Here is a 22,815-nt window from a genome sequence, read left to right on the forward strand (position 1 = left end):
CGGCGTCTGATCAACAAAGCGTCAGAGGTGCGGGCCTTCCCCGCCTAGACTGGCGGGGAATCCCCCAGCTCTCTGTTCCACCTCGTCCAAGGAGACCCAGAACCGTGACGGACATCGTCGACGAACTGAAGTGGCGCGGGCTCTTCGCCCAGTCCACCGACGAAGAAGCGCTGCGCAAGGCGTTCGCGGACGGTCCCGTCACGTTCTATTGCGGCTTCGACCCGACGGCGGCCTCGCTGCACGTGGGTCACCTGGTGCAGGTCCTCACCGTGCGCCGGCTCCAGCAGGCGGGCCACCGTCCGCTGGCGCTGGTCGGCGGGGCCACGGGTCAGATCGGCGACCCGCGGCCGACCGCCGAGCGCACCCTGAACGACCCGGAGACCGTCGCGAACTGGGTGACGCGCCTGCGCACCCAGATCGAGCCGTTCCTGTCCTTCGAGGGCGAGAACGCGGCGGTCATGGTCAACAACCTGGACTGGACGGCGGGCATGTCCGCCATCGAGTTCCTCCGGGACATCGGCAAGCACTTCCGCGTCAACAAGATGCTGACGAAGGACTCGGTCGCCAAGCGGCTGGAGTCCGACCAGGGCATCAGCTACACGGAGTTCAGCTACCAGCTGCTCCAGGGCATGGACTTCCTGGAGCTGTACCGCCGGCACGGCTGCGTGCTCCAGCAGGGCGGGTCCGACCAGTGGGGCAACCTGACGGCCGGTCTCGACCTGATCCACCGGGTGGAGCCGGACGCGCACGTCCACGCCATCGCGACCCCGCTGATGGTCAAGGCCGACGGCACCAAGTTCGGCAAGTCCGAGAGCGGCGCCGTCTGGCTCGACCCGGAGATGACCACCCCGTACGCGTTCTACCAGTTCTGGCTGAACGTGGACGACCGGGACGTCTCCACCTACATGCGCATCCTGTCCTTCCAGACCCGTGAGGAGCTGGAAGCGCTGGAGGCGCAGACCGCCGAGCGGCCGCAGGCGCGTGCCGCCCAGCGGGCGCTGGCGCAGGAGCTGACCACGCTGGTGCACGGCGCCGACCAGTGCGCCGCCGTGATCGCGGCGTCCAAGGCGCTGTTCGGCCAGGGCGAGCTGGCGGACCTGGACGAGGCCACGCTGGCCGCGGCCCTGTCCGAGCTGCCGCACGCGAAGGTGGCGGAGCCGGGCCTGGTCGTAGACCTGCTGGCGGAGACCGGGCTGGTGGCCAGCAAGTCGGCCGCGCGCCGGACCGTGAAGGAGGGCGGCGCCTACGTGAACAACGTGAAGGTCGCCTCCGAGGACGCGGTCCCCGCCAAGGAGGACCTGCTGCACGGGCGCTGGCTGGTGCTGCGCCGCGGCAAGAAGAACCTGGCGGCGGTCGAGGTCACCGGCTAGGCCGTCGCCTCGGGAGCACGACGCAGGGGCCGGTCCGGACGCACTGTCCGGGCCGGCCCCTGCGTCGTGCTCCGCCGTGGGGCGGGCCGGAGCCCTCAGGTCATCTGCTTCTTGCCGCCGCGGAAGGAGCTGTAGACCAGGTCACCGAGACCGACGACCACGACGGCTCCGGCAAGCTGCAGCAAGTGCCGGATCCAGTCGATGCCGCGCGTTTCCTCGACACCGATCCACGAGGCCACGGCGTTGCCGAGGACGGCGCCGATGATGCCGAAGACCGTGGTCAGCCAAAGGGGCTGGTGCTGCTTGCCCGGCAGGATCGCCCGGGCTATCAGTCCCAGTACAAAGCCGACGATGATCGCCCACAACCAACCCATGTCGAGCCTCCTCCTGGCGCGTTGTGCGCATGTGGGCCCAGTCTCGACCCGTCCGGCCTACCGCGCATTTCGGGCGGAGCCATTCGGGGGACACCCCCTCTGCCCGGCTCCGGGCGGGCGGCGTACCGTGGAGACGTCCGGGCCGGGGAGTGTCCGGCGGTCGATCGGGTGGTGGGTTGTGGAGCGGACGAAGCGGAACGGGTCCGAGGTCTTCCGGATCACGGGAGCGCGCATGAGCCTCGCCGAGGACGTACGGGGACGCCAGCGCCGGTACGTGATCTCGATGCTGATCAGAACCCTGTCGGTCGTCGCGACGGTCGTCCTGTGGAACGTGCAGCGGCCCGTGGCCATCGTGACGCTCGCCGCGGGGGCGCTGCTGCCGTACATCGCGGTGGTCATCGCCAACGCGGGACGCGAATCGACGCCGTCCCTGCCGTCCCACTTCATGCCGGCGCCCGTGCCCCCCGCCCTGGGTGAGGGAAACCTCAAGAAAACCTCAGATCAATCATGAAGTTCCAGTGCACCGCACCGGGTCCTGCGTGACATACTGCCTACGCGCTCCGCATCCCCCGTCGGAGCGACGGACCGACGCCGGGCAGCTCCCCCCGTGGCTGCTCGGCGTCGCCATTCCGTCTTAGGGTTGAGCCGTGACTCCCCTAGACGCACCTCTGAACGACGCTTCCGGTGACGACGCACCGTCCGCCGACGCACCCACCTGCTCCGCCAAGGGCTGCCGCGCGGCGGCCGCCTGGGTCCTGGCGTGGAACAACCCGAAGCTGCACACCCCCGAGCGCCGCAAGACCTGGCTGGCGTGCGAGGAGCACCGCGAGCACCTGTCCCAGTTCCTGGGGGTCCGCGGTTTCCTCAAGGACGTCGTGAAGCTCGACGAGTGGGAAGCGCCCGAGGGCTCGCAGCGGCCGTAGCCACTGCGAGCCCTCGGGGTCGCTCCGTACCGTCGCCGACGCGCGGAGGTCAGCCGCCGATCGCCGACATCGGGCGGTCGGGCTGCAGGAAGGTCGGGTCGTCGAGGCCGGACCCGGCCTTCTTGCCCCACATCGCCACCTTCCACAGGCGGGCGATCTCCTCGTCCGGGGCGCCCGAGCGCAGGGCGGCGCGCAGGTCGGACTCCTCGGTGGCGAAGAGGCAGGTACGGATCTGGCCGTCGGCCGTGAGGCGCGTACGGTCGCAGGCGCCGCAGAACGGGCGGGTGACCGAGGCGATGACGCCGACGGTGGCCGAGCCGCCGTCGACGACCCAGCGCTCGGCCGGGGCGGAGCCGCGCTCCTCGGACCCTTCCTCGGTGAGCGTGAAGCGGGTGCGCAGGGATTCCAGGATGTCACCGGCGGTGATCATGCCGTCGCGCTTCCAGCCGTGCTGGGCGTCGAGCGGCATCTGCTCGATGAAGCGGAGCTCGTACTCGTTCTCCACGGCCCAGGCCAGCAGGTCGGGGGCCTCGTCGTCGTTGAGTCCGGGCATCAGGACCGCGTTGACCTTGACGGGGGTGAGGCCGGCGTCGCGGGCGGCGGCCATGCCCTCGATGACGTCCTTGTGGCGGTCGCGCCGGGTCAGGGTCTTGAAGACCTCGGGCCGCAGCGTGTCCAGGGAAACGTTCACCCGGTCCAGGCCGGCGGCCTTGAGGGCCTGCGCGGTGCGCTTGAGGCCGATGCCGTTGGTGGTCAGCGACATCTTGGGGCGGGGCTCCAGGGCCGCGCACTGCTCGACGATCCCGACGAGGCCGGGGCGCAGCAGCGGCTCGCCGCCCGTGAAGCGGACTTCCTTGATCCCGAGCTGGGTGACCGCGATGCGGATCAGCCGGACGATCTCGTCGTCACTGAGCAGATCCGATTTGCCGAGCCACTGCAGACCCTCCTCGGGCATGCAGTACGTACAGCGCAGATTGCACCGGTCGGTGAGTGAGACGCGCAGGTCAGTGGCTACGCGGCCGTAGGTGTCGAGAAGCACTGTAAGCCCCCTCCCCTGTCCGGTTTGTAGAGGTTTGCGCCGTGATGGATGAGACTACGAGCGCTATCAACGAGCCTACGCGACACCCGTGATTTGTAGGGGTGCCCGAATGAACGAGACGAGGCGTGGCCGTGTCGTAGGGAAATACGACACGGCCACGCTGGGTGTTCGGACGCTCGCTTCAGGTGTACTGGCGCTGAGGTGCAGGGTCTCAGTGCGCGCCGGTGCCGGTGAGCGACCGGACTTCGAGCTCGGCGAACTTCTGCGGGTCTGCCTTCTCCTTGGAGAGGACGGTTCCCAGCCACCCCAGCAGGAAGCCGAGGGGGATGGAGATGATGCCGGGGTTCTCCAGGGGGAACCAGTAGAAGTCGGCGCCCTTGAACATCGAGGTGGGCTTGCCCGAGACCACCGGGGAGAAGAGCACCAGGACGACCGAGGAGACCAGGCCGCCGTAGATGGACCACAGGGCGCCCTGGGTGGTGAAGCGCTTCCAGAAGAGGCTGTAGAGGATCGTCGGCAGGTTGGCGGAGGCGGCGACCGCGAAGGCGAGGGCGACGAGACCGGCCACGTTGAGGTCGCGGGCCAGGGCGCCGAGACCGATGGCCACGGCTCCGATGACCACGGTGGACCAGCGGGCCGCCCGTACCTCTTCCTTCTCGGTGGCCTTGCCCTTGCGGATCACGTTCACGTAGATGTCGTGGGCGAAGGACGAGGAGGAGGCCAGGGTCAGGCCCGCGACGACCGCGAGGATCGTGGCGAAGGCCACCGCCGAGATCACGGCGAGCAGGACGGCGCCGCCGGTGGAGCCCGAGCCGCCGCCGATCTCCTGGGCGAGCAGCGGGGCCGCGGTGGTGCCGGCCTTGTTGGAGGCGATGATGTCGGCCCGCTTGAGCAGGGCCGCGGCGCCGAAGCCGAGGACGATCGTCATCAGGTAGAAGGCGCCGATGATGCCGATGGCCCAGTTGACCGACTTACGGGCGGCCTTGGCCGTGGGGACCGTGTAGAAGCGGATCAGGATGTGCGGCAGGCCGGCGGTGCCCAGCACCAGGGCGAGGCCCAGCGAGAGGAAGTCCAGCTTCGAGAGCGAGTCCTTGCCGTACTTCAGGCCCGGCTCCAGGAACTTCACCCCCTGGCCGCTGTTGTCGGCGGCCTGGCCCAGCAGGTCCGAGATGTTGAAGTTGAACTTGAGCAGCACCAGGAAGGTGATCAGCAGCGTGCCCGCGATCAGCAGCACGGCCTTGATCATCTGCACCCAGGTGGTGCCCTTCATCCCGCCGATGGTGACGTAGAGGATCATCAGGATGCCGACCAGCGAGACGATCACGACCTTGCCGAAGTCGCTGGTGATGCCGAGGAGCAGCGAGACGAGCACGCCGGCGCCGGCCATCTGGGCGAGCAGGTAGAAGATCGAGACCACGATGGTGGAGGTGCCGGCGGCGGTCCGTACGGGGCGCTGGCGCATCCGGTACGCGAGCACGTCGCCCATCGTGTAGCGGCCGGAGTTGCGCAGCGGCTCGGCGACCAGGAGCAGGGCCACCAGCCAGGCGACGAGGAAGCCGATCGAGTAGAGGAAGCCGTCGTAGCCGAAGAGCGCGATGGCTCCGGCGATGCCGAGGAAGGACGCGGCGGACATGTAGTCGCCGGAGATGGCCAGGCCGTTCTGGAATCCGGTGAACTGGCGGCCGCCCGCGTAGAAGTCGGCGGCGTCCTTGGTCTGGCGCCCGGCCCAGACCGTGATGGCCAGGGTGGCGACGACGAACAGCCCGAACAGGGTGATGATCAGCGGGCGGTGCTCGGAGGCGCCGGCGGCGGTGGTCGTACCCGCCGTGGCCGCCCCGGCGACCGCGACGTAGAGCGGGGCGCTCATTCGCCCGCCTCCATCCTTGCCTTGATGGCCGAGGCCTTGGGGTCGAGCTGGGCCGCCGCGTGGCGCGAGTACAGCCAGGCGATGAGGAAGGTCGTCGCGAACTGGCCGAGGCCCAGGACGAGGGCCACGTTGATGTTGCCGAAGAGCTTCGTCCCCATGAAGCCGCCCGCGTAGTTGGAGAGCAAGACGTAGAGCAGGTACCAGGCGATGAACGCCACGGTGAGCGGGAAGGCGAAGGAGCGGTGGGCGCGGCGCAGTTCGGCGAATTCCTCGCTCTGCTGGACGCGTACGAACTCTTGGGGCCCGGGGGGCGCCGGGGCCGGCGGCGTTCCCGCGCTGCCCGGGGGCGGCGCTGCTTCGGTGGTCACGGGGGACTCTCCTTGTGACGCGGGTGCGGTGGGGGTGACGGACAAAACAACCTCCGTGTGGGGGACGGTGGTGCCGATCCCCCTGTCAACGGCACGTCCGGCGCGTCGGGGTGGTTCAACACCTGTTTGTTTCTTTGGGAACTGATTCCTCGAACTAATGGCGTAGAGGGGAACAGAAACGCTAAGTTCGCCTGTCATGAACCCGTCCGTCGCGACCGCGCCCGGACGGCTTTTCAAAGATGATCTGGAGAACCCATGGCTCATCTGGGATCCGGCCGCCGGCGTGCCCTCGCCATACCGGTCGGCCTGGCGCTCACCGCCTCGCTCGCCTTCCTGCCCTCGGTCGCGGCCTCAGCCGCACCGCTGAGCGGCACGGCGGACGCGGCTACGACCTCTACGGCCGAGATGACCGGCCCGAAGCTGTCGTACGTGGCGAACCTGAAGACCTATGCCACGGTGACGGCGGCGAAGAAGGCCATCGAGCGGGCCGGTGGAACGGTGGTGACGGCCTATGAGCAGATCGGGGTCGTCGTCGCACACTCGCAGAACCCGGACTTCGCCAAGCAGCTGCGCGCCAACCGCGCCCTGTTCGACTCGGTCGGCGCCACCCGTACGGCCCCCCTCTCGCCGGTGCAGACCACCGACGAGGGCGCGACGCAGCAGCTGAGCGCGGCGGACGCCGCCAAGGCCGCAGCGGCGGCCCAGGAGGGTCAGGAACCGCTGGAGTCCAACCAGTGGGACCTGCGGACGATCAAGGCCGATCAGGCTCACAAGATCAACGATGGCAGCCAGGACGTCACTGTGGGCGTCATCGACACGGGTGTCGACGACACTCACCCCGACATCGCGCCGAACTTCTCCAAGGAGCAGTCGGCCAACTGTGTCGGCGGCGTCGCGGACACCAGCGAGGGCGCCTGGCGTCCGTACGCGGACGGCAGCGACCACGGCACGCACGTGGCCGGCACCATCGCGGCCCCGCGCAACGGCCTCGGCATCAGCGGTGTCGCGCCGGGCGTCAAGGTCGCCGGCATCAAGGTGAGCGAGCCCGGCACCAGCCTCTTCTACACCGAGGCGGTCGTCTGCGGCTTCATGTTCGCCGCCGAGAAGGGGATCGAGGTGACCAACAACAGCTACTACGTCGACCCCTGGCTCTACAACTGCAAGGCGGACGACGACCAGAAGGCGCTGGTGGAGGCCATCGGCCGGGCCACCAAGTACGCCGAGCGCAAGGGCACGCTGCACGTGGCCTCGGCCGGCAACTCCAACCACGACCTGGCCGGCGACTCGATCCTCGACGACACCAGCCCGAACGACACCACCCCGGTGCCGCGCACCATCGACCCGAGCGTCTGCTTCGACCTGCCCACCCAGCTCCCGGGCGTGGTCACCGTGTCGGCGACCGGTGACCAGGGCCTGCGCTCGTACTACTCCAGCTACGGCCTCGGAGTCGTGGACGTCGCCGCCCCCGGCGGCGACAAGTGGCAGATCCCGGCCACCCCGGACGCCAACGGCCGCGTGCTGTCGACGGTCCCGGGCGGCGGCTACGGCTACAAGCAGGGCACCTCGATGGCCGCCCCGCACGTCGCCGGTGTCGCGGCGCTCCTCAAGAGCGCCCACCCGTACGCCTCGCCCGCGATGATCCAGGCGATGCTCAAGGGCCAGGCCACCAAGACGGCCTGCCCGTCGCAGATCTTCAATGCTGCGGGCACCCTGATCGACGCCACCACCTGCGAGAGCGGCTGGGGCCAGACGGGCTACTACGGCTACGGCGTGGTCGACGCGCTGAAGGCCGTCAAGTAACCGGCTGATACGGGGAAGGGCCGGGCGGGGAACATCCCGCCCGGCCCTTCCTTGCGTTCCTACGGTGCTGCGGCCCTGCGGTCAGGGCTTGATCATGACCTTCAGCGCGCTGCGGTCGTCCATCGCCCGGTAGCCGGCCGGGACCTCGTCCAGGGTGACGGCCCGGTCGAAGACCGGCGACGGGTCGATCGCACCGCTGAGCACGTCCGCGAGCAGCTCGGGGATGTACGCGCGGACCGGCGCGACCCCGCCGCGCAGGGTGAGGTTGCGGTCGAACATGACCCCGAGGTCGAGGCCGGTGCCGCTGCCGTGCGGGACGCCGACGTAGCCGATGGCCCCGCCGTCGCGGGCGATGTTGACGGCGGTGCGCATGGACTGTTCGGTGCCGACCGCCTCGATGACCGAGTGGGCGCCCTGGCCGCCGGTGAGCTCGCGCACGGCCGCCTCTGCGGCCTCGCCGCGCTCGGCGACCACGTCGGTGGCCCCGAAGAGCTTGGCGATGTCCGTACGGACGGCGTGCCGGCCCAGTGCGATGATCCGGTCGGCGCCCAGGCGCTTGGCCGCGAGGACCCCGCACAGGCCGACCGCGCCGTCGCCGACGACGGCGACCGTGGAGCCCTTGCGGACCCCCGCGCCGAGCGCGGCGTGGTGGCCGGTCCCCATGACGTCGGACAGCGCGAGCAGCGCGGTCAGCAGGTGGTCGTCGGAGACCGCGTCGGCGGGCAGCTTCACCAGCGTGCCGTCGGCGTGCGGGACCCGGACGGCCTCGCCCTGGCCGCCGTCGTGGCCGACCGAGCCCCAGAAGCCGCCGTGCTCGCAGGAGGTGTAGAGGCCCTCGGAGCAGTAGGCGCAGGTGCCGTCGGACCACATGAAGGGGGCGACGACGAGGTCTCCGGCGCGCAGGTCCGAGACGGCGGAGCCGGTCTCCTCGACGACGCCGAGGAACTCGTGGCCGATCCGCTGGCCCGGCTGGCGCTTGGCCTCGCCGCGGTAGGCCCAGAGGTCGCTGCCGCAGATGCAGGCACGCAGGACGCGGACGACGGCGTCCTCGGGGCGCTGGATCGCAGCGTCGGGCACCTCCTCCACGCGGATGTCGTGCGGGGCGTGGATGACGGTGGCGCGCATGGTGGTGCAGTCCTCCGGTTAGGAAGTGGTGGAGCCCTGTGGGGCAGCCTCCCTACCGTACGCCCGCTGCGACGCGAGTGCTCCCGTGGCCAGCAGGTACTGGGCCGCCACGTAGGTGGCCATGACCCAGAAGTCCGCGCGGGGCAGCTGGGGCCACTCGGCGACCCCGGTGGCGATGAGCGTGTCGGAGAGCAGGAACAGCGCCCCGCCGAGCCCGGCCCGCCACCCCAGGGCGCTGGAGCGGTAGGCCATGGCGGTGAGCAGCAGGCTGTACCCGGCGACCGGGATCCGCAGTTCCGCGGGCAGGTCGCTCCAGAGCAGCGTGACGGTGGACAGCAGCGCGGCGGCGTACGCGGCCCCGAGCGCGGGGCCCGTGCGGCGGCGGCCGAACAGGCTGTGCCTGGTGAAAAGCGTGAGGTAACAGACGTGCCCGGCGGCGAAGGAGCCCATGCCGATCAGGAAGGCGACATCGGCGTCGAAGAGTAGGGCCAGGTCGCCGCCCCAGCCGAACAGCAGGGCCGCGATCAGCAGCCGGGGGGCGCGCAGGGTGACGACGTAGGCGACGAGCAGTGGCATCAGCAGCGGCTTGGCGATGAGGTGCCCGGTGTGCCAGCCCGCCAGCAGCGACCCGAGGTCCAGGGCGGTGGCAGCGGCGAAGGCGACGAGCAGCGCCCTGGTGGCGGGGCCGGAGCCCGGGGGGACGGCGGGGCGCGCCCAGGCCGGCGTACGGGACCACGCGCGCTCGGTGGATCCGGTGGCGCTCACGCGGCGTGCTCCGGGGCGGGCGACGGCGTCTCGGCCGGGGCGGCCTGCGCGGGCTGTGCGGCCTGTGCGGCCTGCGATGCCTGCGCGGGCTGCCAGCCGGGGCCGCGGAACACGCGTCCGGCGCGCTCGCGCCAGGTGGTGGCCCCGCGTACGTCCCGGGCGATGGAGGCGTACTCGTGGGTGGCGACGCGCAGCGGGTTGTAGGTCTCGATGTTCTTGGTGAGGCCGAACACGGGCTTGTCGGTCTCACCGACCCAGGAGCCGAACATCCGGTCCCAGACGATCAGGATGCCGCCGAAGTTCCGGTCCAGGTAGCCGCCTTGGGAGGCGTGGTGGACGCGGTGGTGGGAGGGCGAGTTGAAGACGTACTCGACCGGCCGGGGCAGCTTGTCGATGCGCTCGGTGTGGATCCAGAACTGGTAGACGAGGTTGACCGAGTAGCAGAAGGCGATGGCGGCCGGGTGCACGCCCAGCGCGATCATCGGGAGGTAGAACGGCCAGGAGGTGGCGCTGGTCCAGGGCTGGCGCAGGGCGGTGGTGAGGTTGAACTTGCGGCTGCTGTGGTGGACGACGTGGCAGGCCCACAGGATCCGGATGACGTGGTGGCCGCGGTGCTGCCAGTAGTAGAGGAAGTCCTGGGCGAGCAGCATCAGCGGGATCGTCCACCACAGGACGGGGACGCGGAGCGGGGTGAGCTCGTAGACCGCGGTGTAGATCGCGAGGATCGGGATCTTCCAGAGGAAGTCGAAGCCGAGGCTGCCGATCCCCATGCCGAGGCTGGTGACGGCGTCCTTGGTCTCGTACCCGGCGGCGTCCTCGTCGGGGTGGATGCGGTAGCTCACGAGCTCTACGACGGTGAGCAGGACGAAGGCGGGTATGGACCACAGCACGACATCGGGCAGGTTCGACATGTCCGCACCATAGAGGCGGGTTCGGGGGCTCGGCTAGAGGTTGTTACCGATCGGTATCCATCGGTGTTACCGACGGTTCACGGGATGCTTCCGGGTGAGGGTGTCCGGGCAAGGGGAGGGCATGGGGATGACGGACTCAGGGGCGGGTTTCGGGACGGCGGTCTTAAGGACCGCCGAGGCGGTGGCGCTGGCCCTGGCGAGGTCCCGGCCGGGGCCGGCGCGCCGGCTCAGGCCGGCGAAGCCGGGCGATCCCGCGGTACGACGCCTCGCGCACGAGCTGGCGGGCCGGCTGGCCGCGGCGCTCGCCGAGCCCGCGGGACTCGCGGAACTCACCGAGCCCGACCGGCTGGCGGCGGTGACCGCCGTCGGCGAGGTGTTCGCCGCGCTGGCCCCCAGGGAGGCCCGGGCCCTCTTCGCGGCGGACCCCGGCCCGGAGCTCGCGGACGATCCCCCGGCGAACGCCTCCCTGAGCCGTGCCGCGGCGGCCGCCTACCGGGAGCTGTTCGCCCTGTGCCGCGCGGCGGGCGGGAACGGGACGCAGGACCAGGCGGGCGGGAGCGGAAGCGCGGGAAGCGGAAGCGCGGGAAGCGGGAGCGCAGCCGGCGAGGGCGCGGCCGGCGGAAGCGGGGGCGCGGCCGACCGGGCGGCGCGGTTCGAGGAGGAGTACGCGCACCACGTGGCCCGGGCCCAGGCGCGGGTCCAGCTGTTCGGGCTGACCTTCAGCCAGGACCGCCAGGACTGGCCCCTGGACCTCGCCTACATCAGCCTCGCCGTCAGCGGCGCGCAGCTCCTGGAGGAGCCCGGCCCGCAGACCCCGGTCAAGGCCGAGGTGGCCCTGAACGCCGCGGAGCGGGTCCTGCTGCGCGGCCCGGCCGGCTCGGGCAAGAGCACCCTCGTCCAGTGGCTGGCCCTGAACGCCGCCCGCAGCAGCTTCGGCCCCCAGCTGCGCGACTGGAACACCCTGGTCCCCTTCGTCCTGCCGCTGCGCTCCTTCAACTCCCCCGCCGGGCTCCCGCGGCCCGGGGACTGGCTGACCGCGACCGGGGTCCCGCTGACGGCCCCGGAGGGCTGGGTCGAGCAGCTCCTCGCCGCCGGGCGGGCGCTGGTGCTGGTCGACGGGGTCGACGAAGTGCCGCCGCGCCTGCGCAGCCGGACCGAGTCCTGGCTCCGGGAGCTGCTCACCGCGTACCCGGCGGCGCGTTTCGTGGTCACCACCCGCCCCTCGGCCGTACCGGAGGACTGGCTCACCGCCCAGGGCTTCTCCTCCCTCGCCCTGCTGCCGATGGAACGCGACGACGTCGGCGCCTTCATCACGCACTGGCACGACTCCGCCCGCGCGGAGGCCGACGGCGAGGGCGTCGGCCGGGAGCGGGAGCGCGAGCTGCTCGACCGGTACGAGAAGGCGCTCCTGCAGGCCGTCGCCACCCGCCGGGACCTGGGCCGGCTCGCGACGAACCCCCTGATGTGCGCCCTGCTCTGCGCCCTGAACCGGGACCGCCGGATGCACCTGCCCCGGGCCCGCAAGGAGCTCTACGACGCGGCGCTGGACATGCTGCTGATCCGCCGCGACAGCGAGCGGGACATCTCCGGGGTCGAGGGCGTCTACCTCAGCCGGGACGAGCAGACCCTGCTGCTCCAGCGGCTCGCGTACTGGCTGATCCGCAACGGGCAGGTGGAGGCCTCCGCCGAGGAAGCGGTCAGGATGATCGCCGAATCGCTCGACGCCATGCCACAGGTCAAGGCGCAGGGCAGCGCGCAGACGGTGTTCCGGCACCTGCTGATCCGCAGCGGGCTGCTCCGGGAGCCGGTACCGGGCTCGGTGCTGTTCGTCCACCGCACCTTCCAGGACTACCTCGGCGCCAAGGCGGCCGTGGAGGCACGGGACTTCGGCGTTTTGGTCCGCAACGCCCACGAGGACACCTGGGACAACGTGGTCCGGATGGCCGTGGGCCACGCCCGCCCCGACGAACGCGCCTCGCTGCTACGGCAGTTGCTGCACCGCGCCGACCAGGTCGAAGCCGACCGCAGCCGCCTGGTGCTGCTCGCGGCCGCCTGCCTGGAGCACGCGCCGGAGCTGGACCCGGAGGTCTGGCGCGAGGTGGAGGCCCGTACGGCCCGGCTGCTGCCGCCGCGCTCCCCGAGCCAGGCCGGGGAGCTGGCCAAGGCCGGCGAGCTGGTCCTGGAGCTGCTGCCGGAGCCGGCCGGGCTCACCGAGGACGAGGCCGCCGCGACCATCCGTACCGCGGCGCTGGTCGGCGGCGACCGCGCCCTCCAGGTGATCGCGGGCTTCCGGACCGACGACCGCTACGAGGTGGGCCGCGAACTGTCCGACGCCTGGGGGCGGTTCCCCGTGGACGCCTACGTGGACACGGTGCTCGCGGACGCCCCCATGCGCGCGGCCCACCTGCACGTGCGCACCGCCGGACAGCTGCGGGCCCTGGACCGGCTCCCGCACATCCACCGGCTGCACGTCACCTGGGACGGGCCGGTGCCGCGGGAGATCTCCGGGCGGCGGGACCTGGAGTCACTGATCCTGCACCGCAACGCGCGGCTGGCCGACCTGTCCCCGCTGGCCGGGCGGACGGAGCTGCGGCACCTGGGCGTGCTGGACTGTCCGAAGGTCACCGGCATCGAGGTGGTCCGCGAACTCCGGGCGGACAGCCTCGCCTTCGGCTACCTGCGGGACGACCTCTCGCTCGCCCCGCTGGCGGGCGCGGCCGGCCTGCGCTCGCTGGTCATCGGGTTCGAGCCGGAGCAGCGGCGGATCGGGGACGTCCCCGCCGCGGACTCGCTGACCGCACTGCACTTGTGGCAGGGCGCCCGCCGGATGACGCTCGACGGGATCGAGCGCTGGCCGCGGGTGGAGAAGCTGACGGTCGCCGGGAGCGGCCAGTACCGGCAGCTGGTGCGCTCGCTGCCCCTCAGGGGGCTGACCGCCCTGCAGATCCGGCACGCCGCGCCCGTATCGGCCGGGGCGCTCCTGCCGTACGAGCGCCTCGGCCGGCTCGTGCTGATCCGGTGCGCACTGGAGGGCGGCCTGGAGGCGCTGCGCGATCTCCCGGCGCTGCGCCGGCTGGTGCTGAGCGAATGCCTCGGGACCGTGGACCTGTCGCCGCTGGCCCCTCTGGAGGACCTGGTGATCGAGCTGCGCCAGGGCACGCACGTCACCGGGGCGGAGCTGATCCCGCCGGAGCGGCTCGTCCGCAGGGACTGAGCCGCTCGAGCGGGACCGGCGCGGCCGCCCGGAGCCGCCGGCCGCCGGGTCAGGCGGCCGCGCGGCTACGGGGCGTCTGCGCGCTCCGCGTCACCAGACCCGGACCGAGCCCCCGCGGGCGAAGGCCGGGCTGGTGGCTCCCGCCGGGACCTCCGTCAGGGGCTGCGCGACCTCCGAGACGAGGGGGCCGTGCTTGGCGGCCACCGCGTCGAGGAGGGCGAGGTCGAAGCCGTACACCCGGGCGGCGTTGCCGCCGACCATGGCGGCGACCTCCTCGCGGGGCAGGCCCGCGTAGGCGATGCGCAGTCCCTCGCGGGAGTAGGGGGTCGTGCCCTCGTCGTGCGGGTAGTCGCTGCCCCACATGATCTTGTCGAGGCCGATCCGGTCCCGCAGCGGGACCTCGTGGGGGCGCATGAAGCTCGCTCCCACGAAGCAGTTGTCCCGCCAGACCTCGCCCGGCCCCTTGCCCATGGACTCCGCCAGCCCCGCCCCGAACTTGGCCTCGGCGGTGGCCGAGGCCGCGACCAGGCGGCCGTGGTAGTAGTCCAGCATCTCGATCACGCCCGGGATCCAGCCGGAGCCCTGCTCCGTGAGGACCAGTTTCAGCCCGGGGTTGCGGCGGAAGGCCCCGCCGAAGATGAGGTGCCACAGGGCCCGGTGGGAGAACCAGGTGGTCTCCACCATGAAGACGGCCCGCGCCGCCGGCTCGTCGCCCAGCGGCGGCGAGGCGGAGCCGCCGTGGTGGTTGACCGGCACGTCCAGCTCGTCGCAGACGGCCCAGATCGGGTCGTAGACCTGCGAGTAGAGCTCGGGAACGGTGGAGCCGGGCGGGACGCCGGGCAGCAGGATGCCGCCGGTCAGGCCCGCGTTGCGGGTGCGGCGGATCTCCGCGACTGCCGCGTCCACGTCGTTCAGGAGGATCTGGACCACGCCCGCCCGACGGCCCGGCGCGTCCGCGCAGAAGTCCGCCAGCCACCGGTTGTGGGCCTGGAGCCCGGCCCAGCGCATCTCGTACTCGGCCGCCGTCGGGGGCTGTGCCATCAGCGAGGCCTTGGGGAAGAACGGCGGGATGGTGTTCGGGAAGAGCACCTCCGCGACGATCCCGTCGGCCTCCAGCTCCGCCAGCCGGCGCTGGGAGTTCCAGTTCCGGTCGGCCGTGTCCGCGAGGAGGTCCTCGTACGGGTTCACGTAGCCGGCGGCCCAGGCGTCGAACTCCTCGTGGTACCGCTTCTCCAGGTACGGCTTGTAGTCCAGCAGGTCGGCGCCCGCGTGACAGTCGGCGGAGATGACCGTGTAACGGTCCTCGGAGCTCACGGGTTCACCCCCAGCACCGGGAAGTCGTTGTCGGTCAGCCAGTGCCGGCCCACGTCGCGCGAGCGCGACCAGGAGGCTTCGACGGCCTCCTGGTCCCGGCTCTGTCCGAGCTCGGCCGGGGTGGGGCCGATGCGGCGGGCGATCGGCGCCAGCTTCCCGGTGTCGAAGCCGAAGACCTCCGCCGCGGCCAGGCCCAGCATCCGGCGGGTCTCCTCGACGGGGATGTCGTGGAAGGTGTTCTTCAGCCAGTTCCGGGTGTTCGGCCAGGTCCCCTCGGGGTGCGGGAAGTCCGAGCCCCACAGGATGTTGTCCACGCCGATCTCGTAGCGCTGGGCCAGCTCGCGCCGCTTGGTGTTGGTGGCGCAGATGAACACCTGCCGGTCCAGGTACTCGCTCGGCGGCCGCTTCAGCTCCTCGAACGGCGAGAGCTTCTTGCCGCCGTGTGCGCCGAGGTAGAGCCGGTCCATGAACCAGAGCTGGTTCGGCAGCCACCAGCAGCCCGATTCGGCGACGCCGAACTTGAGCCCCGGGTGCCGCTCGAAGACCCCGGACCAGAGCAGGAACCACAGCGGGCGGGCCGGCCACCAGGTGACCTCGGAGACGAAGATGCCCAGGTGGTCCCCGTACTCGTGGCGCGGCGAAGACCCCGAGTGGGTGACGATCGGCATCTGCGTCTCGGCCGCCGCCGCCCACACCGGGTCGTAACGGCGGTCGTGGTACGGGGCCTTGTCCACCCACATGGCCGGGATCATCAGGGCGCCGAGCCCGGATGCCTTGGCGCGGTATATCTCGGCGACGACCTTGTCCGGATCGCCGGTGATGGGCAGCAGGGCGACCCCGCAGTGCCGTTCGGGGTGCTCCGAGACGAACTCGGCGAGCCAGCGGTTGTGCGCCTGGGCGCCGGCCATGCCGAGCTCGGGGTCCTGGTCGCCGGAGAGGCCGAGGCCCACCCCGAAGGGGGCGGCGGTCTGGCTGTCCACGGCGTCGGCGTCGGGGAAGACGACTTCGGCGGCCACGCCGTCGCCGTCGAGTTCCTTCAGCCGCTGCGTGACGTCCCAGCCGCCCTTGAGGCCTTCCTCGTGGTCGTGGAACCACTTCTCGGCGAAGGCCTCGTTGCGCACGCCCAGCTTGGTGGCCTCGGCGCGGCGGGCGTCGCGCTCGCCGAGGAACTCATCGAACTGCGGGTGGAAGGCACTGTCAAGATAGGGGCGGTACTGCTCGGTGGGCAGCCCCGCGTGGCAGTCGGAGGAGATGATCAGGTACGGGTCTTCGTACGCACTCACGATTGAGGCTCCTCAGTCGAGGATGAAGCTTTCCAGGTAAGCGGGGTTGGCGCGGTCGAGCATCGACTGCGACCGGGCGCGGATCTGCCGGTCGCTGTGCTCGCTGTCGGGCAGCATCCAGAAGCGGTCGGCGCGGATGCCGTCCACGACGTGGTCCGCGACGTCCTCGACCGGGGTGAAGTTCACCTCGTGGCCGGCCTGCTTCATGGCGGCCTCGTACTGGTCGAGGCTGCGGTACGGGGACTTGCGCGGGCGCTCCTTGGCGTACCGGTCGGGCCGGTTGCGGTGCGACTCCCACAGGCCGGTGCGCAGCATGTGCGGTCCGGGGAAGAGCACGGAGGCGCCGATGGCCGCGCCCTCCGCCTTGAGGTGGGCGTAGAGCGACTCGGTCATGGTGACCACGGCCGCCTTGGTGACCGCGTAGACGGAGGCCGTGGGCAGCGGGGCGATGCCGCCGTCTCCGGAGGAGGTGTTGACGATGTGCCCGGGGCCGCCGGCCGCGATCATGCGGGGGACGAAGGCCTGGATGCCGTGGAAGACGCCCCAGACGTTGACGGAGAAGGCCCACTTCCAGTCGTTGGGCTCGTGCTCCCACATCCGGCCCTCGGCGCCGGAGCCGACGCCCGCGTTGTTGCAGAGCACGTGCACGGCGCCGAAGGTCTCGTACGCCGCTTCGGCCAGCGAGACCACGGAGTCGCGGTCGCTGACGTCGACGATCTTGGCGAGCACCTCGGCGCCGTCGGCGGCGAGTTCGTCGGCGGCCTTGCGCAGGGCGCCCTCCTCCACGTCGGCGAGGACCACCTTCAGCCCCTCGGCGGCGAAGCGGCGGGCCATGGCGAGGCCGATGCCGCTGGCGGCTCCGGTGACCACGGCCACCTGTCCCGGTTCGAGTCGCATCAGACGCTCCCCTCGGGCGGTCCGTCGAGGATCTGCATCGGGTCGTCGTAGCGCTGGTGGATGTACGGGAGCAGGGCCTGCGCGCTGACCCGCTCGACGACCCGGCCACGCTGGTCGGTGGTCTTCTCGCCGATGGTGAGCTCGACGAGGCGGCGTACGGGCAGGTCGGCCACCGGGTCGAACATCGACTCGCGGAGCACCACGTCGCCGGTGAGGTGCTCCAGCTTGCGGACCTTCTCGTTGCGGGTGCAGTGCACCAGCACCGGATCGGCGTCGAAGCCCGAACCGTCCACCGCGGGGAGGAACTTGAAGTAGAAGTCGGTCTTCACGGTGGGCTCGGGCAGCGGCAGCTCGCGGTCCACCGCCCCGCGCACCTCCACGAAGGCGATCCCGTGCCGGGCGAGGGAGGCCCGGACGACCAGGCCGTCGCGCTCGACGGTGATCTCGCCGAGCTTCTTCGGCTCGCCGAAGACCTCGCGGCCTCCGATCAGGGCGCGCTCCATGCTCATCGGCATGACCAGCGGGTACCAGCCCTCGACCCCGTCGTGCTGGGCGGCGACGGCCACCGACCCGGCGCCGAGCGGGTAGCCGGGCAGGTCCACCTTGCTGATGTTGGCCCGCACCAGGGGCCGCTCCGTGGGCTTCAGTGGCGGCGGGAGGACCGCCGCCACCACGTCCGGGTCGGTCTCCCAGACGGCCACCACACCGGTGGACCAGATGTCGGGGAGCTTGGAACTCTTCTCGCGCGAAGCGGCGATCTCGGCCTCGGTGCGCGCTCCGTACCGTACGCGTGCCATCTATCGCACCATCCTTCGTCTAGGACGCAGTCGGTTCTGAGGCAGTCGGTTCTGTAACACAGTTACACCGCCACCGATGAAGGGTAAAGACCCTTGCACGTAACCGATCTGACGGATCGACAGAAAGTTGGGACGGACACGATGGCCAGAACCACGCTGACCCGCGCGGAGGTACTGGACGCCGCCGCGTCCCTGGTCAAGCAGCACGGCCCGGCCGCCCTCACCATGCGCAAGCTCGCCGCCGAGCTGGGCACCGCGGTGACCTCCATCTACTGGCACGTCGGCAACCGCGAATCACTGCTCGACGCCCTCGTGGAGCGGACCGTGGAGGAAGTGGGCGCCATCCGGCCGGCCGGCCGCAACCCCGGCGACCGCATCCTCTCGGTCGCCCGGATACTGCGCCGGGAGCTGCGCGAGCGGCCGCACCTGATCGCGATGGTCCACGAGCGCGGCCTCACCGACCGGATGTTCCTGCCCGCCCAGCAGGCCCTGGTCCACGAGGTGCACGCGGCAGGTCTACGCGGGACCCGGGCCGCGGACGCGGTGCGCGCGATCCAGTTCCAGATCATCGGCTTCGTGCTGGTCGAGCGCAATCGCGAACGCTCCCCCGCCCAGTCCCCCGCCGAGAGCGAGCTCTGGGACCCGGCCGACGCCCCGCACGACCCGGCACTGGCCCGTGCGCTGGCACGACCGGTGGATCCGGAACGGCTGTTCCAACTGTCCCTGAGGGCCCTGGTGAAGGCCCTGCTGGCGCCATCGGCCGGGTAGCGGCTTGCCGCCGCGCGGCCGCCCGTGATGGGATCTGCTCCACGGGGGCGGCTCCCCGGCGTGCATCCTCTCCCTTTCACGGAAAGTCCGCGCGCCCTCTCTCCGCCCCCGTTTTTCGTTCGCGGAGGGAAATCAGGACCGTGCCCGTCACCCGATCCGTCGAAGAGCTCATGCTGCGCCGGCTCCAGACCGTCTACGTCGACCGCCCGTCGGCCGCCGCTTCGCCCGGCACCGAGGGGGTCCGCCCGCTGGAGGGCGAACTCCTGGAACGCGGCCACGCCCTGAGCCGGGAGTTGTACGCCGCCCTGGCCGTCCTCGCACCGACCGACCTCGCCGAGGAGCGCTCACACCTGCTGGACCTGGCCGACGGGCTCGCGAGCGCCGACCGGGGGCGCCGACCGGCCTTCCGCCGCTTCCCCTTCTCCATCCCGCGCGACACCGAGCGCTGGTACACCGACCGCGTCCTGGCCCTGCTGCGCCGGGACCCGGCCCGGCCGTGCGCGCTCTGCGCCGAGACCCGTCCGGTGCGTCCCCTCTCCCCGTGCGCCCACCTCGTCTGCGGCGCCTGCTGGGAGGGCGCCGACCACACCGGCTGCCCCGTCTGCCTGCGCCCCCTCGACCCGGCCGGGCCCTTCCTCTCCGTTTCCGCTTCCGCTTCCGTTTCCGCTTCCGCGGAGGTCCGTCCTTCCGGCGAGGACCGCCCTGTTACGGAGCACCGCGCGCCCGACAGCGACGAGAGCGGGATCCCGCCCGGCCCGCTCCGGCTGCTGCGGCTCGGCACCGACCCCGCGGCCGACGCCGCCCGGGTGCTGACCCCGATGCTCGCCCGGCCGGCCCCGCTGTCCCCCGAGGACCACGCCGACCTGTCGCTGCTGCTTCGGCTGGCCCCGGCCGGGCCCGACTGGCTGCCCGCGCGGATCCCCGTACCGCAGACCCTCGCGCTGGTCCTGGCCCGTCTGCTGACCGGCCCCGCCCCGTGGGACGCCGTACGGCCGCTGCTCCCCGGGCTATTGACCAGCGCCACCGACGTGCTGCGGCTCCTCACCGCGCTGTCCGGCGGGGATCCGGGGCTGCTCGCGCCCGGGCCGTCCCGGTTCCGCTCCCCCGCCCGGCCGCTGCGCCGCGCACTGCTCGGCGTACTCGACGCGCTGCCCGCCCCCGGCCTCGTCGAGGATCTGCTGCGGCATCCGACGGCCTGGAAGCGGGCCGCCGAGACCCTGCACCCCTTCGAGGGGTACGCCCGCCATCCCCGGGCAGCCCTGGCCTTCGCCGCGCTGCGGGGCACCGTCCTGTCCGGCGCCCTGGGCGCGGCCCTGCGGGAGAGCGCCGCCGCGCATCCGGACGCCGTACGCGTGGAGGGGAACCGGGTCCGGCCCGTGACCTGGACCGGGCGACTGGAGCAGGCCCTGGCCGAGGCAGACCCCGGGGCCGCCTCGACGGTGGCCGGGGAGCGCCCCGGGGAGCTCGTCCTGCGCCTCGACCACCTGCTGCGCCTGCACACCGGCGACCGCCTGGTCCCGGAGCTGGCCCGGGAGCTGGCCCGCGGACTGCCCGCCGTCGGCGCGGGCCCGCTGCTGGCCGCCCTCGGGGCCCTGCGCGGGCGCACCTCGGACCTGACGGGCTCGCGGCGCGTGTTCTTCCCCAAGGGCGCGGACGGCCACATCCGGTCCGTGCCGGAGGACCGCCCGCCGCTTCCGGGCCCGCTCGTCGCGGCGGCAACGGCCCTGCTGGAGGCGGAGGTGCTGCGCCGGTTCGCCCTCGCCGAGGGGGAACCGTACGAGCTGGCCGTCCTGGACTCCGGGCTCGCGGAACTGCCCGCGCCCTCCGGGGAGCAGGCCCGCGCCGGGTCCGCGGCCGCGGTGCCCCGGGGTAGCTTCCTGGCGCTGCCCGCGGGCGAGGCGCTGCGGCTGTTCCTCCACTGGACCGGGGCCCGGAACCAGGTGGCGCACCTGGACCTGGCAGTGGCCTTCTTCAACGCCGACTGGAAGTTCACCGGCCTGTGCGACCGCGACCGCCCGGTGTACGGGAAGTCCGCGGCCGGCGCCGTGCACTCGGGCGGCCACGGCTGGGCACCGGCACCGGTACCGGCAGGTGAGGGGGACACGGAGTACGTCGACCTGGACCTGGCGAGGCTCGCCGGGCACGGGGACGCGTACGCGGTGCCACTGGTGTCCGGCTACAGCGGGGTGCCGTTCGAGGAGCTGGCACGGGCCTTCACCGGGTTCACGGCCCGGCCGGCGGACGGCCCGCGCCTGCCCCCGGGTGGCCCGCGCACGACCGGGCGGCGCTTCGACCTGAGCGGCCCCGCGACGCGGGCCCGGGCGGCGATGGTCGTGGACCTGGCCGCACGGCGGGCGCTGTGGGCGGACCTTCGCCTGCCGCCCTCGGACCCCTTCGAGAGCGTCACCCCGCGCGGCGACCGGGTCGCGGCCGTGGCCTCGGACGTGTGGGCGCACTTCACCTCCGGTGCGCGCACCACCCTGTGGGACCTCACCGTGTGGCGGGCGGCGGCCCGCACCCGGGAGGTGGCGGTGATCCGGCGGGCCGACGAGAGTTCGGTCTCCGACGAGGTGTGGCTGTACCGGGCCGCGGCCGGCGAGGAACCGGCCTCCTTCGCCGCGCGGATCGCCGCCCTGGAGCCGCCCGAGGAGCGCCGGACCCGCGCGGACGCGGAGGCGCAGGCCACCGAACTGGCCGCGGGGAAGCGCGCGTTCCTGGCGCTGACCCGTGCGGGCGTGGCCCTGGAAGGCGGTTCGGGAACGGCCTGCCTGCTCTTCCCCGGGCCCGCCGAAGTACCCGGGTCCTTCGCCCGGGTGACGGCCGGGGACCTCGTGACGGAGCTGGGCTGAAGGGCCGTAGGGCTTCGAGTGTCGGCGCGGGCCGATATCCTCTGTGACCATGCTCGCCGACCGTACGACCGCAGAGACGATGTGGCCGACCGCGTACCCACAGGGGTACGCGGTCGTCGACGTGGAGACCACCGGGCTCGCTCGCGACGACCGGATAATCTCCGCCGCCGTCTACCGGCTCGACGCTCAGGGCAACGTCGAGGACCACTGGTACACGCTGGTCAACCCGCTCCGGGACCCCGGGCCCGTGTGGATCCACGGTCTGACCAGCGACATGCTTCAGGACGCGCCGCTCTTCAAGGACATCGCCGAGGAGTTCGCGGGCCGGCTCGCCGACCGGGTGCTGGTCGCGCACAACGCGATCTTCGACTGGCAGATGATCGCCCGTGAGTACGCGCGGGCCGAGGCCACCGCCCCTGTGCGTCAGCGGCTGTGCACCATCGCCCTGTCGAAGGAACTGAACCTCCCGCTGCCCAACCACAAGCTGGAGTCGCTCGCCGCGCACTTCGGCGTGGTCCAGCAGCGCGCCCACCACGCGCTCGACGACGCCCGGGTCCTCGCGGAGGCGTTCCGTCCGTCCCTGCACGCGGCCGCGCGGGACAACGTACGGCTGCCCCTGCTGGAATGCCGGCCGCTGACGGAGTGGTCGGACACCCCCGCCGCCCCGCGCGTCGGGTACCAGGCCTCGTATGGGGCGGGCGGCGGGAATGCCGGGTCGAGCTGGCGGGCCTCGCGCAAGCGGCCGCCGTGCCCGTACCCGAACCCGGGCCGGTGGGCGGACGGCACCCCGCTCAAGCAGGGCATGCGGATCGCGTTCTCCGGCGACACCTCGGTGGACCGGGAGCTGCTGGAGGACCGCGCTGTGGAGGCGGGCCTGCACATCGCGACGAGCCTGTCCCGGCTCACGAGCCTGCTCGTGACGAACGACCCGGACTCCTCGACCTCCAAGACGGTGAAGGCGAAGTCCTTCGGAACCCCCGTCGTCGACGAGGCGGCCTTCACCCAGCTGCTGCGGGACGTGGCTCCGGCGCAGGACTGACCGCGGGGAGGTCCGGGGGCCGGCCGTTGGGCCGGCCGTTGGGCCGGCCGTTGGGCCGGCCGTTGGGCCGGCCGTTGGGCCGGCCGTTGGGCCGGCCGTTGGGCCGGCCGTT

19 protein-coding genes are annotated in these 22,815 nt (G+C 72.1%); 8 read left to right on the forward strand and 11 right to left on the reverse strand.

Annotation, left to right across the window (positions count from 1 at the left end; all coding sequences use genetic code 11):
- Positions 1-104 precede the first annotated feature (104 nt).
- Positions 105-1,370, forward strand: a complete 1,266-nt coding sequence (tyrS, locus tag AC3IYI_RS08760) for a tyrosine--tRNA ligase (RefSeq protein ID WP_489409635.1) — start codon at positions 105-107, stop codon at positions 1,368-1,370.
- A 95-nt stretch (positions 1,371-1,465) separates the two neighbouring features.
- Here tyrS and AC3IYI_RS08765 read toward each other — a convergent pair whose 3' ends face one another.
- Positions 1,466-1,744 carry a GlsB/YeaQ/YmgE family stress response membrane protein gene (locus tag AC3IYI_RS08765; RefSeq protein WP_489409636.1) on the reverse strand — a complete coding sequence of 93 codons (279 nt, stop codon included), beginning with the start codon at positions 1,742-1,744 and terminating at the stop codon, positions 1,466-1,468.
- 232 nt (positions 1,745-1,976) lie between these two features.
- Here AC3IYI_RS08765 and AC3IYI_RS08770 point away from each other — a divergent pair, with 232 nt between their 5' ends.
- Positions 1,977-2,255 (forward strand): DUF3099 domain-containing protein, encoded by a 279-nt coding sequence (locus AC3IYI_RS08770; protein WP_489409637.1) that lies wholly within the window; start codon positions 1,977-1,979, stop codon positions 2,253-2,255.
- 157 nt (positions 2,256-2,412) lie between these two features.
- Complete coding sequence (locus tag AC3IYI_RS08775) at positions 2,413-2,667, forward strand: hypothetical protein (protein ID WP_489411479.1); 255 nt, start codon at positions 2,413-2,415, stop codon at positions 2,665-2,667.
- A 49-nt stretch (positions 2,668-2,716) separates the two neighbouring features.
- Here AC3IYI_RS08775 and moaA read toward each other — a convergent pair whose 3' ends face one another.
- From moaA to AC3IYI_RS08790, 3 genes are all read right to left on the reverse strand, one after another.
- Positions 2,717-3,706, reverse strand: coding sequence for a GTP 3',8-cyclase MoaA (gene moaA / locus AC3IYI_RS08780; RefSeq protein ID WP_489409638.1), 990 nt, complete (start codon positions 3,704-3,706; stop codon positions 2,717-2,719).
- A gap of 211 nt (positions 3,707-3,917) precedes the next feature.
- Positions 3,918-5,573, reverse strand: coding sequence for a solute symporter family protein (locus AC3IYI_RS08785; protein ID WP_489409639.1), 1,656 nt, complete (start codon positions 5,571-5,573; stop codon positions 3,918-3,920).
- Positions 5,570-5,941, reverse strand: a complete 372-nt coding sequence (locus AC3IYI_RS08790; RefSeq protein ID WP_489409640.1) for a DUF485 domain-containing protein — start codon at positions 5,939-5,941, stop codon at positions 5,570-5,572. Before AC3IYI_RS08790 ends, AC3IYI_RS08785 begins: the two co-directional genes overlap by 4 nt.
- A gap of 255 nt (positions 5,942-6,196) precedes the next feature.
- Here AC3IYI_RS08790 and AC3IYI_RS08795 point away from each other — a divergent pair, with 255 nt between their 5' ends.
- Complete coding sequence (locus AC3IYI_RS08795) at positions 6,197-7,741, forward strand: S8 family serine peptidase (protein ID WP_489409641.1); 1,545 nt, start codon at positions 6,197-6,199, stop codon at positions 7,739-7,741.
- Positions 7,742-7,822: 81 nt separating this feature from the next.
- On the opposite strand, the gene AC3IYI_RS08800 is transcribed toward AC3IYI_RS08795, so the two are convergent.
- The 3 genes from AC3IYI_RS08800 to AC3IYI_RS08810 are packed head-to-tail and all read right to left on the reverse strand — an operon-like array spanning position 7,823 to position 10,542.
- On the reverse strand, positions 7,823-8,866 hold the full coding sequence (locus AC3IYI_RS08800; RefSeq protein ID WP_489409642.1) for a zinc-dependent alcohol dehydrogenase family protein: 1,044 nt from the start codon (positions 8,864-8,866) through the stop codon (positions 7,823-7,825).
- A gap of 18 nt (positions 8,867-8,884) precedes the next feature.
- Entirely contained in the window at positions 8,885-9,631 is a 747-nt protein-coding gene (locus AC3IYI_RS08805) for a lysoplasmalogenase (protein ID WP_489409643.1), read from the reverse strand.
- Positions 9,628-10,542: a sterol desaturase family protein gene (locus AC3IYI_RS08810; RefSeq protein WP_489409644.1), complete on the reverse strand. Its 915-nt coding sequence runs from the start codon at positions 10,540-10,542 to the stop codon at positions 9,628-9,630. Before AC3IYI_RS08810 ends, AC3IYI_RS08805 begins: the two co-directional genes overlap by 4 nt.
- A 127-nt stretch (positions 10,543-10,669) precedes the next feature.
- Here AC3IYI_RS08810 and AC3IYI_RS08815 point away from each other — a divergent pair, with 127 nt between their 5' ends.
- A complete protein-coding gene (locus AC3IYI_RS08815; protein ID WP_489409645.1) occupies positions 10,670-13,756 on the forward strand; it encodes an NACHT domain-containing protein in 3,087 nt (1,028 codons plus the stop codon).
- A 90-nt stretch (positions 13,757-13,846) separates the two neighbouring features.
- Here AC3IYI_RS08815 and AC3IYI_RS08820 read toward each other — a convergent pair whose 3' ends face one another.
- Genes AC3IYI_RS08820 through AC3IYI_RS08835 form a run of 4 tightly spaced genes read right to left on the reverse strand, consistent with a single transcriptional unit; the run spans position 13,847 to position 18,047 of the window.
- Positions 13,847-15,070, reverse strand: coding sequence for an amidohydrolase family protein (locus AC3IYI_RS08820; protein WP_489409646.1), 1,224 nt, complete (start codon positions 15,068-15,070; stop codon positions 13,847-13,849).
- Positions 15,067-16,353 carry an amidohydrolase family protein gene (locus AC3IYI_RS08825; RefSeq protein WP_489409647.1) on the reverse strand — a complete coding sequence of 429 codons (1,287 nt, stop codon included), beginning with the start codon at positions 16,351-16,353 and terminating at the stop codon, positions 15,067-15,069. Before AC3IYI_RS08825 ends, AC3IYI_RS08820 begins: the two co-directional genes overlap by 4 nt.
- A gap of 12 nt (positions 16,354-16,365) precedes the next feature.
- Positions 16,366-17,250 carry an SDR family NAD(P)-dependent oxidoreductase gene (locus AC3IYI_RS08830; RefSeq protein ID WP_489409648.1) on the reverse strand — a complete coding sequence of 295 codons (885 nt, stop codon included), beginning with the start codon at positions 17,248-17,250 and terminating at the stop codon, positions 16,366-16,368.
- On the reverse strand, positions 17,250-18,047 hold the full coding sequence (locus AC3IYI_RS08835; protein ID WP_489409649.1) for an acetoacetate decarboxylase family protein: 798 nt from the start codon (positions 18,045-18,047) through the stop codon (positions 17,250-17,252). Before AC3IYI_RS08835 ends, AC3IYI_RS08830 begins: the two co-directional genes overlap by 1 nt.
- Before the next feature lie 141 nt (positions 18,048-18,188).
- Between AC3IYI_RS08835 and AC3IYI_RS08840 the strand changes: the two genes are divergently transcribed.
- The 3 genes from AC3IYI_RS08840 (at position 18,189) to AC3IYI_RS08850 (ending at position 22,703) form a co-directional block, all read left to right on the forward strand.
- Positions 18,189-18,815, forward strand: coding sequence for a TetR/AcrR family transcriptional regulator (locus tag AC3IYI_RS08840; protein ID WP_489409650.1), 627 nt, complete (start codon positions 18,189-18,191; stop codon positions 18,813-18,815).
- A 140-nt stretch (positions 18,816-18,955) separates the two neighbouring features.
- Positions 18,956-21,664, forward strand: a complete 2,709-nt coding sequence (locus AC3IYI_RS08845) for an MXAN_6230/SCO0854 family RING domain-containing protein (protein ID WP_489409651.1) — start codon at positions 18,956-18,958, stop codon at positions 21,662-21,664.
- A gap of 49 nt (positions 21,665-21,713) precedes the next feature.
- The gene (locus AC3IYI_RS08850; RefSeq protein ID WP_489409652.1) at positions 21,714-22,703 is read left to right on the forward strand and encodes a DEDDh family exonuclease; all 990 of its coding nucleotides are present in this window, start codon (positions 21,714-21,716) and stop codon (positions 22,701-22,703) included.
- The last annotated feature ends 112 nt before the right edge of the window (positions 22,704-22,815 follow it).

The organism is Streptomyces sp. GL_148, assembly GCF_057834205.1.

Bases quoted from the DNA above. Each gene is read 5' to 3' on its own strand.
- AC3IYI_RS08765 (WP_489409636.1), bottom strand. From the start codon at position 1,744: ATGGGTTGGTTGTGGGCGATCATCGTCGGCTTTGTACTGGGACTGATA.
- AC3IYI_RS08770 (WP_489409637.1), top strand. From the start codon at position 1,977: ATGAGCCTCGCCGAGGACGTACGGGGACGCCAGCGCCGGTACGTGATC.
- AC3IYI_RS08785 (WP_489409639.1), bottom strand. From the start codon at position 5,573: ATGAGCGCCCCGCTCTACGTCGCGGTCGCCGGGGCGGCCACGGCGGGT.
- AC3IYI_RS08795 (WP_489409641.1), top strand. From the start codon at position 6,197: ATGGCTCATCTGGGATCCGGCCGCCGGCGTGCCCTCGCCATACCGGTC.
- AC3IYI_RS08800 (WP_489409642.1), bottom strand. From the start codon at position 8,866: ATGCGCGCCACCGTCATCCACGCCCCGCACGACATCCGCGTGGAGGAG.
- AC3IYI_RS08810 (WP_489409644.1), bottom strand. From the start codon at position 10,542: ATGTCGAACCTGCCCGATGTCGTGCTGTGGTCCATACCCGCCTTCGTC.
- AC3IYI_RS08815 (WP_489409645.1), top strand. From the start codon at position 10,670: ATGACGGACTCAGGGGCGGGTTTCGGGACGGCGGTCTTAAGGACCGCC.
- AC3IYI_RS08830 (WP_489409648.1), bottom strand. From the start codon at position 17,250: ATGCGACTCGAACCGGGACAGGTGGCCGTGGTCACCGGAGCCGCCAGC.
- AC3IYI_RS08835 (WP_489409649.1), bottom strand. From the start codon at position 18,047: ATGGCACGCGTACGGTACGGAGCGCGCACCGAGGCCGAGATCGCCGCT.
- AC3IYI_RS08840 (WP_489409650.1), top strand. From the start codon at position 18,189: ATGGCCAGAACCACGCTGACCCGCGCGGAGGTACTGGACGCCGCCGCG.
- AC3IYI_RS08850 (WP_489409652.1), top strand. From the start codon at position 21,714: ATGCTCGCCGACCGTACGACCGCAGAGACGATGTGGCCGACCGCGTAC.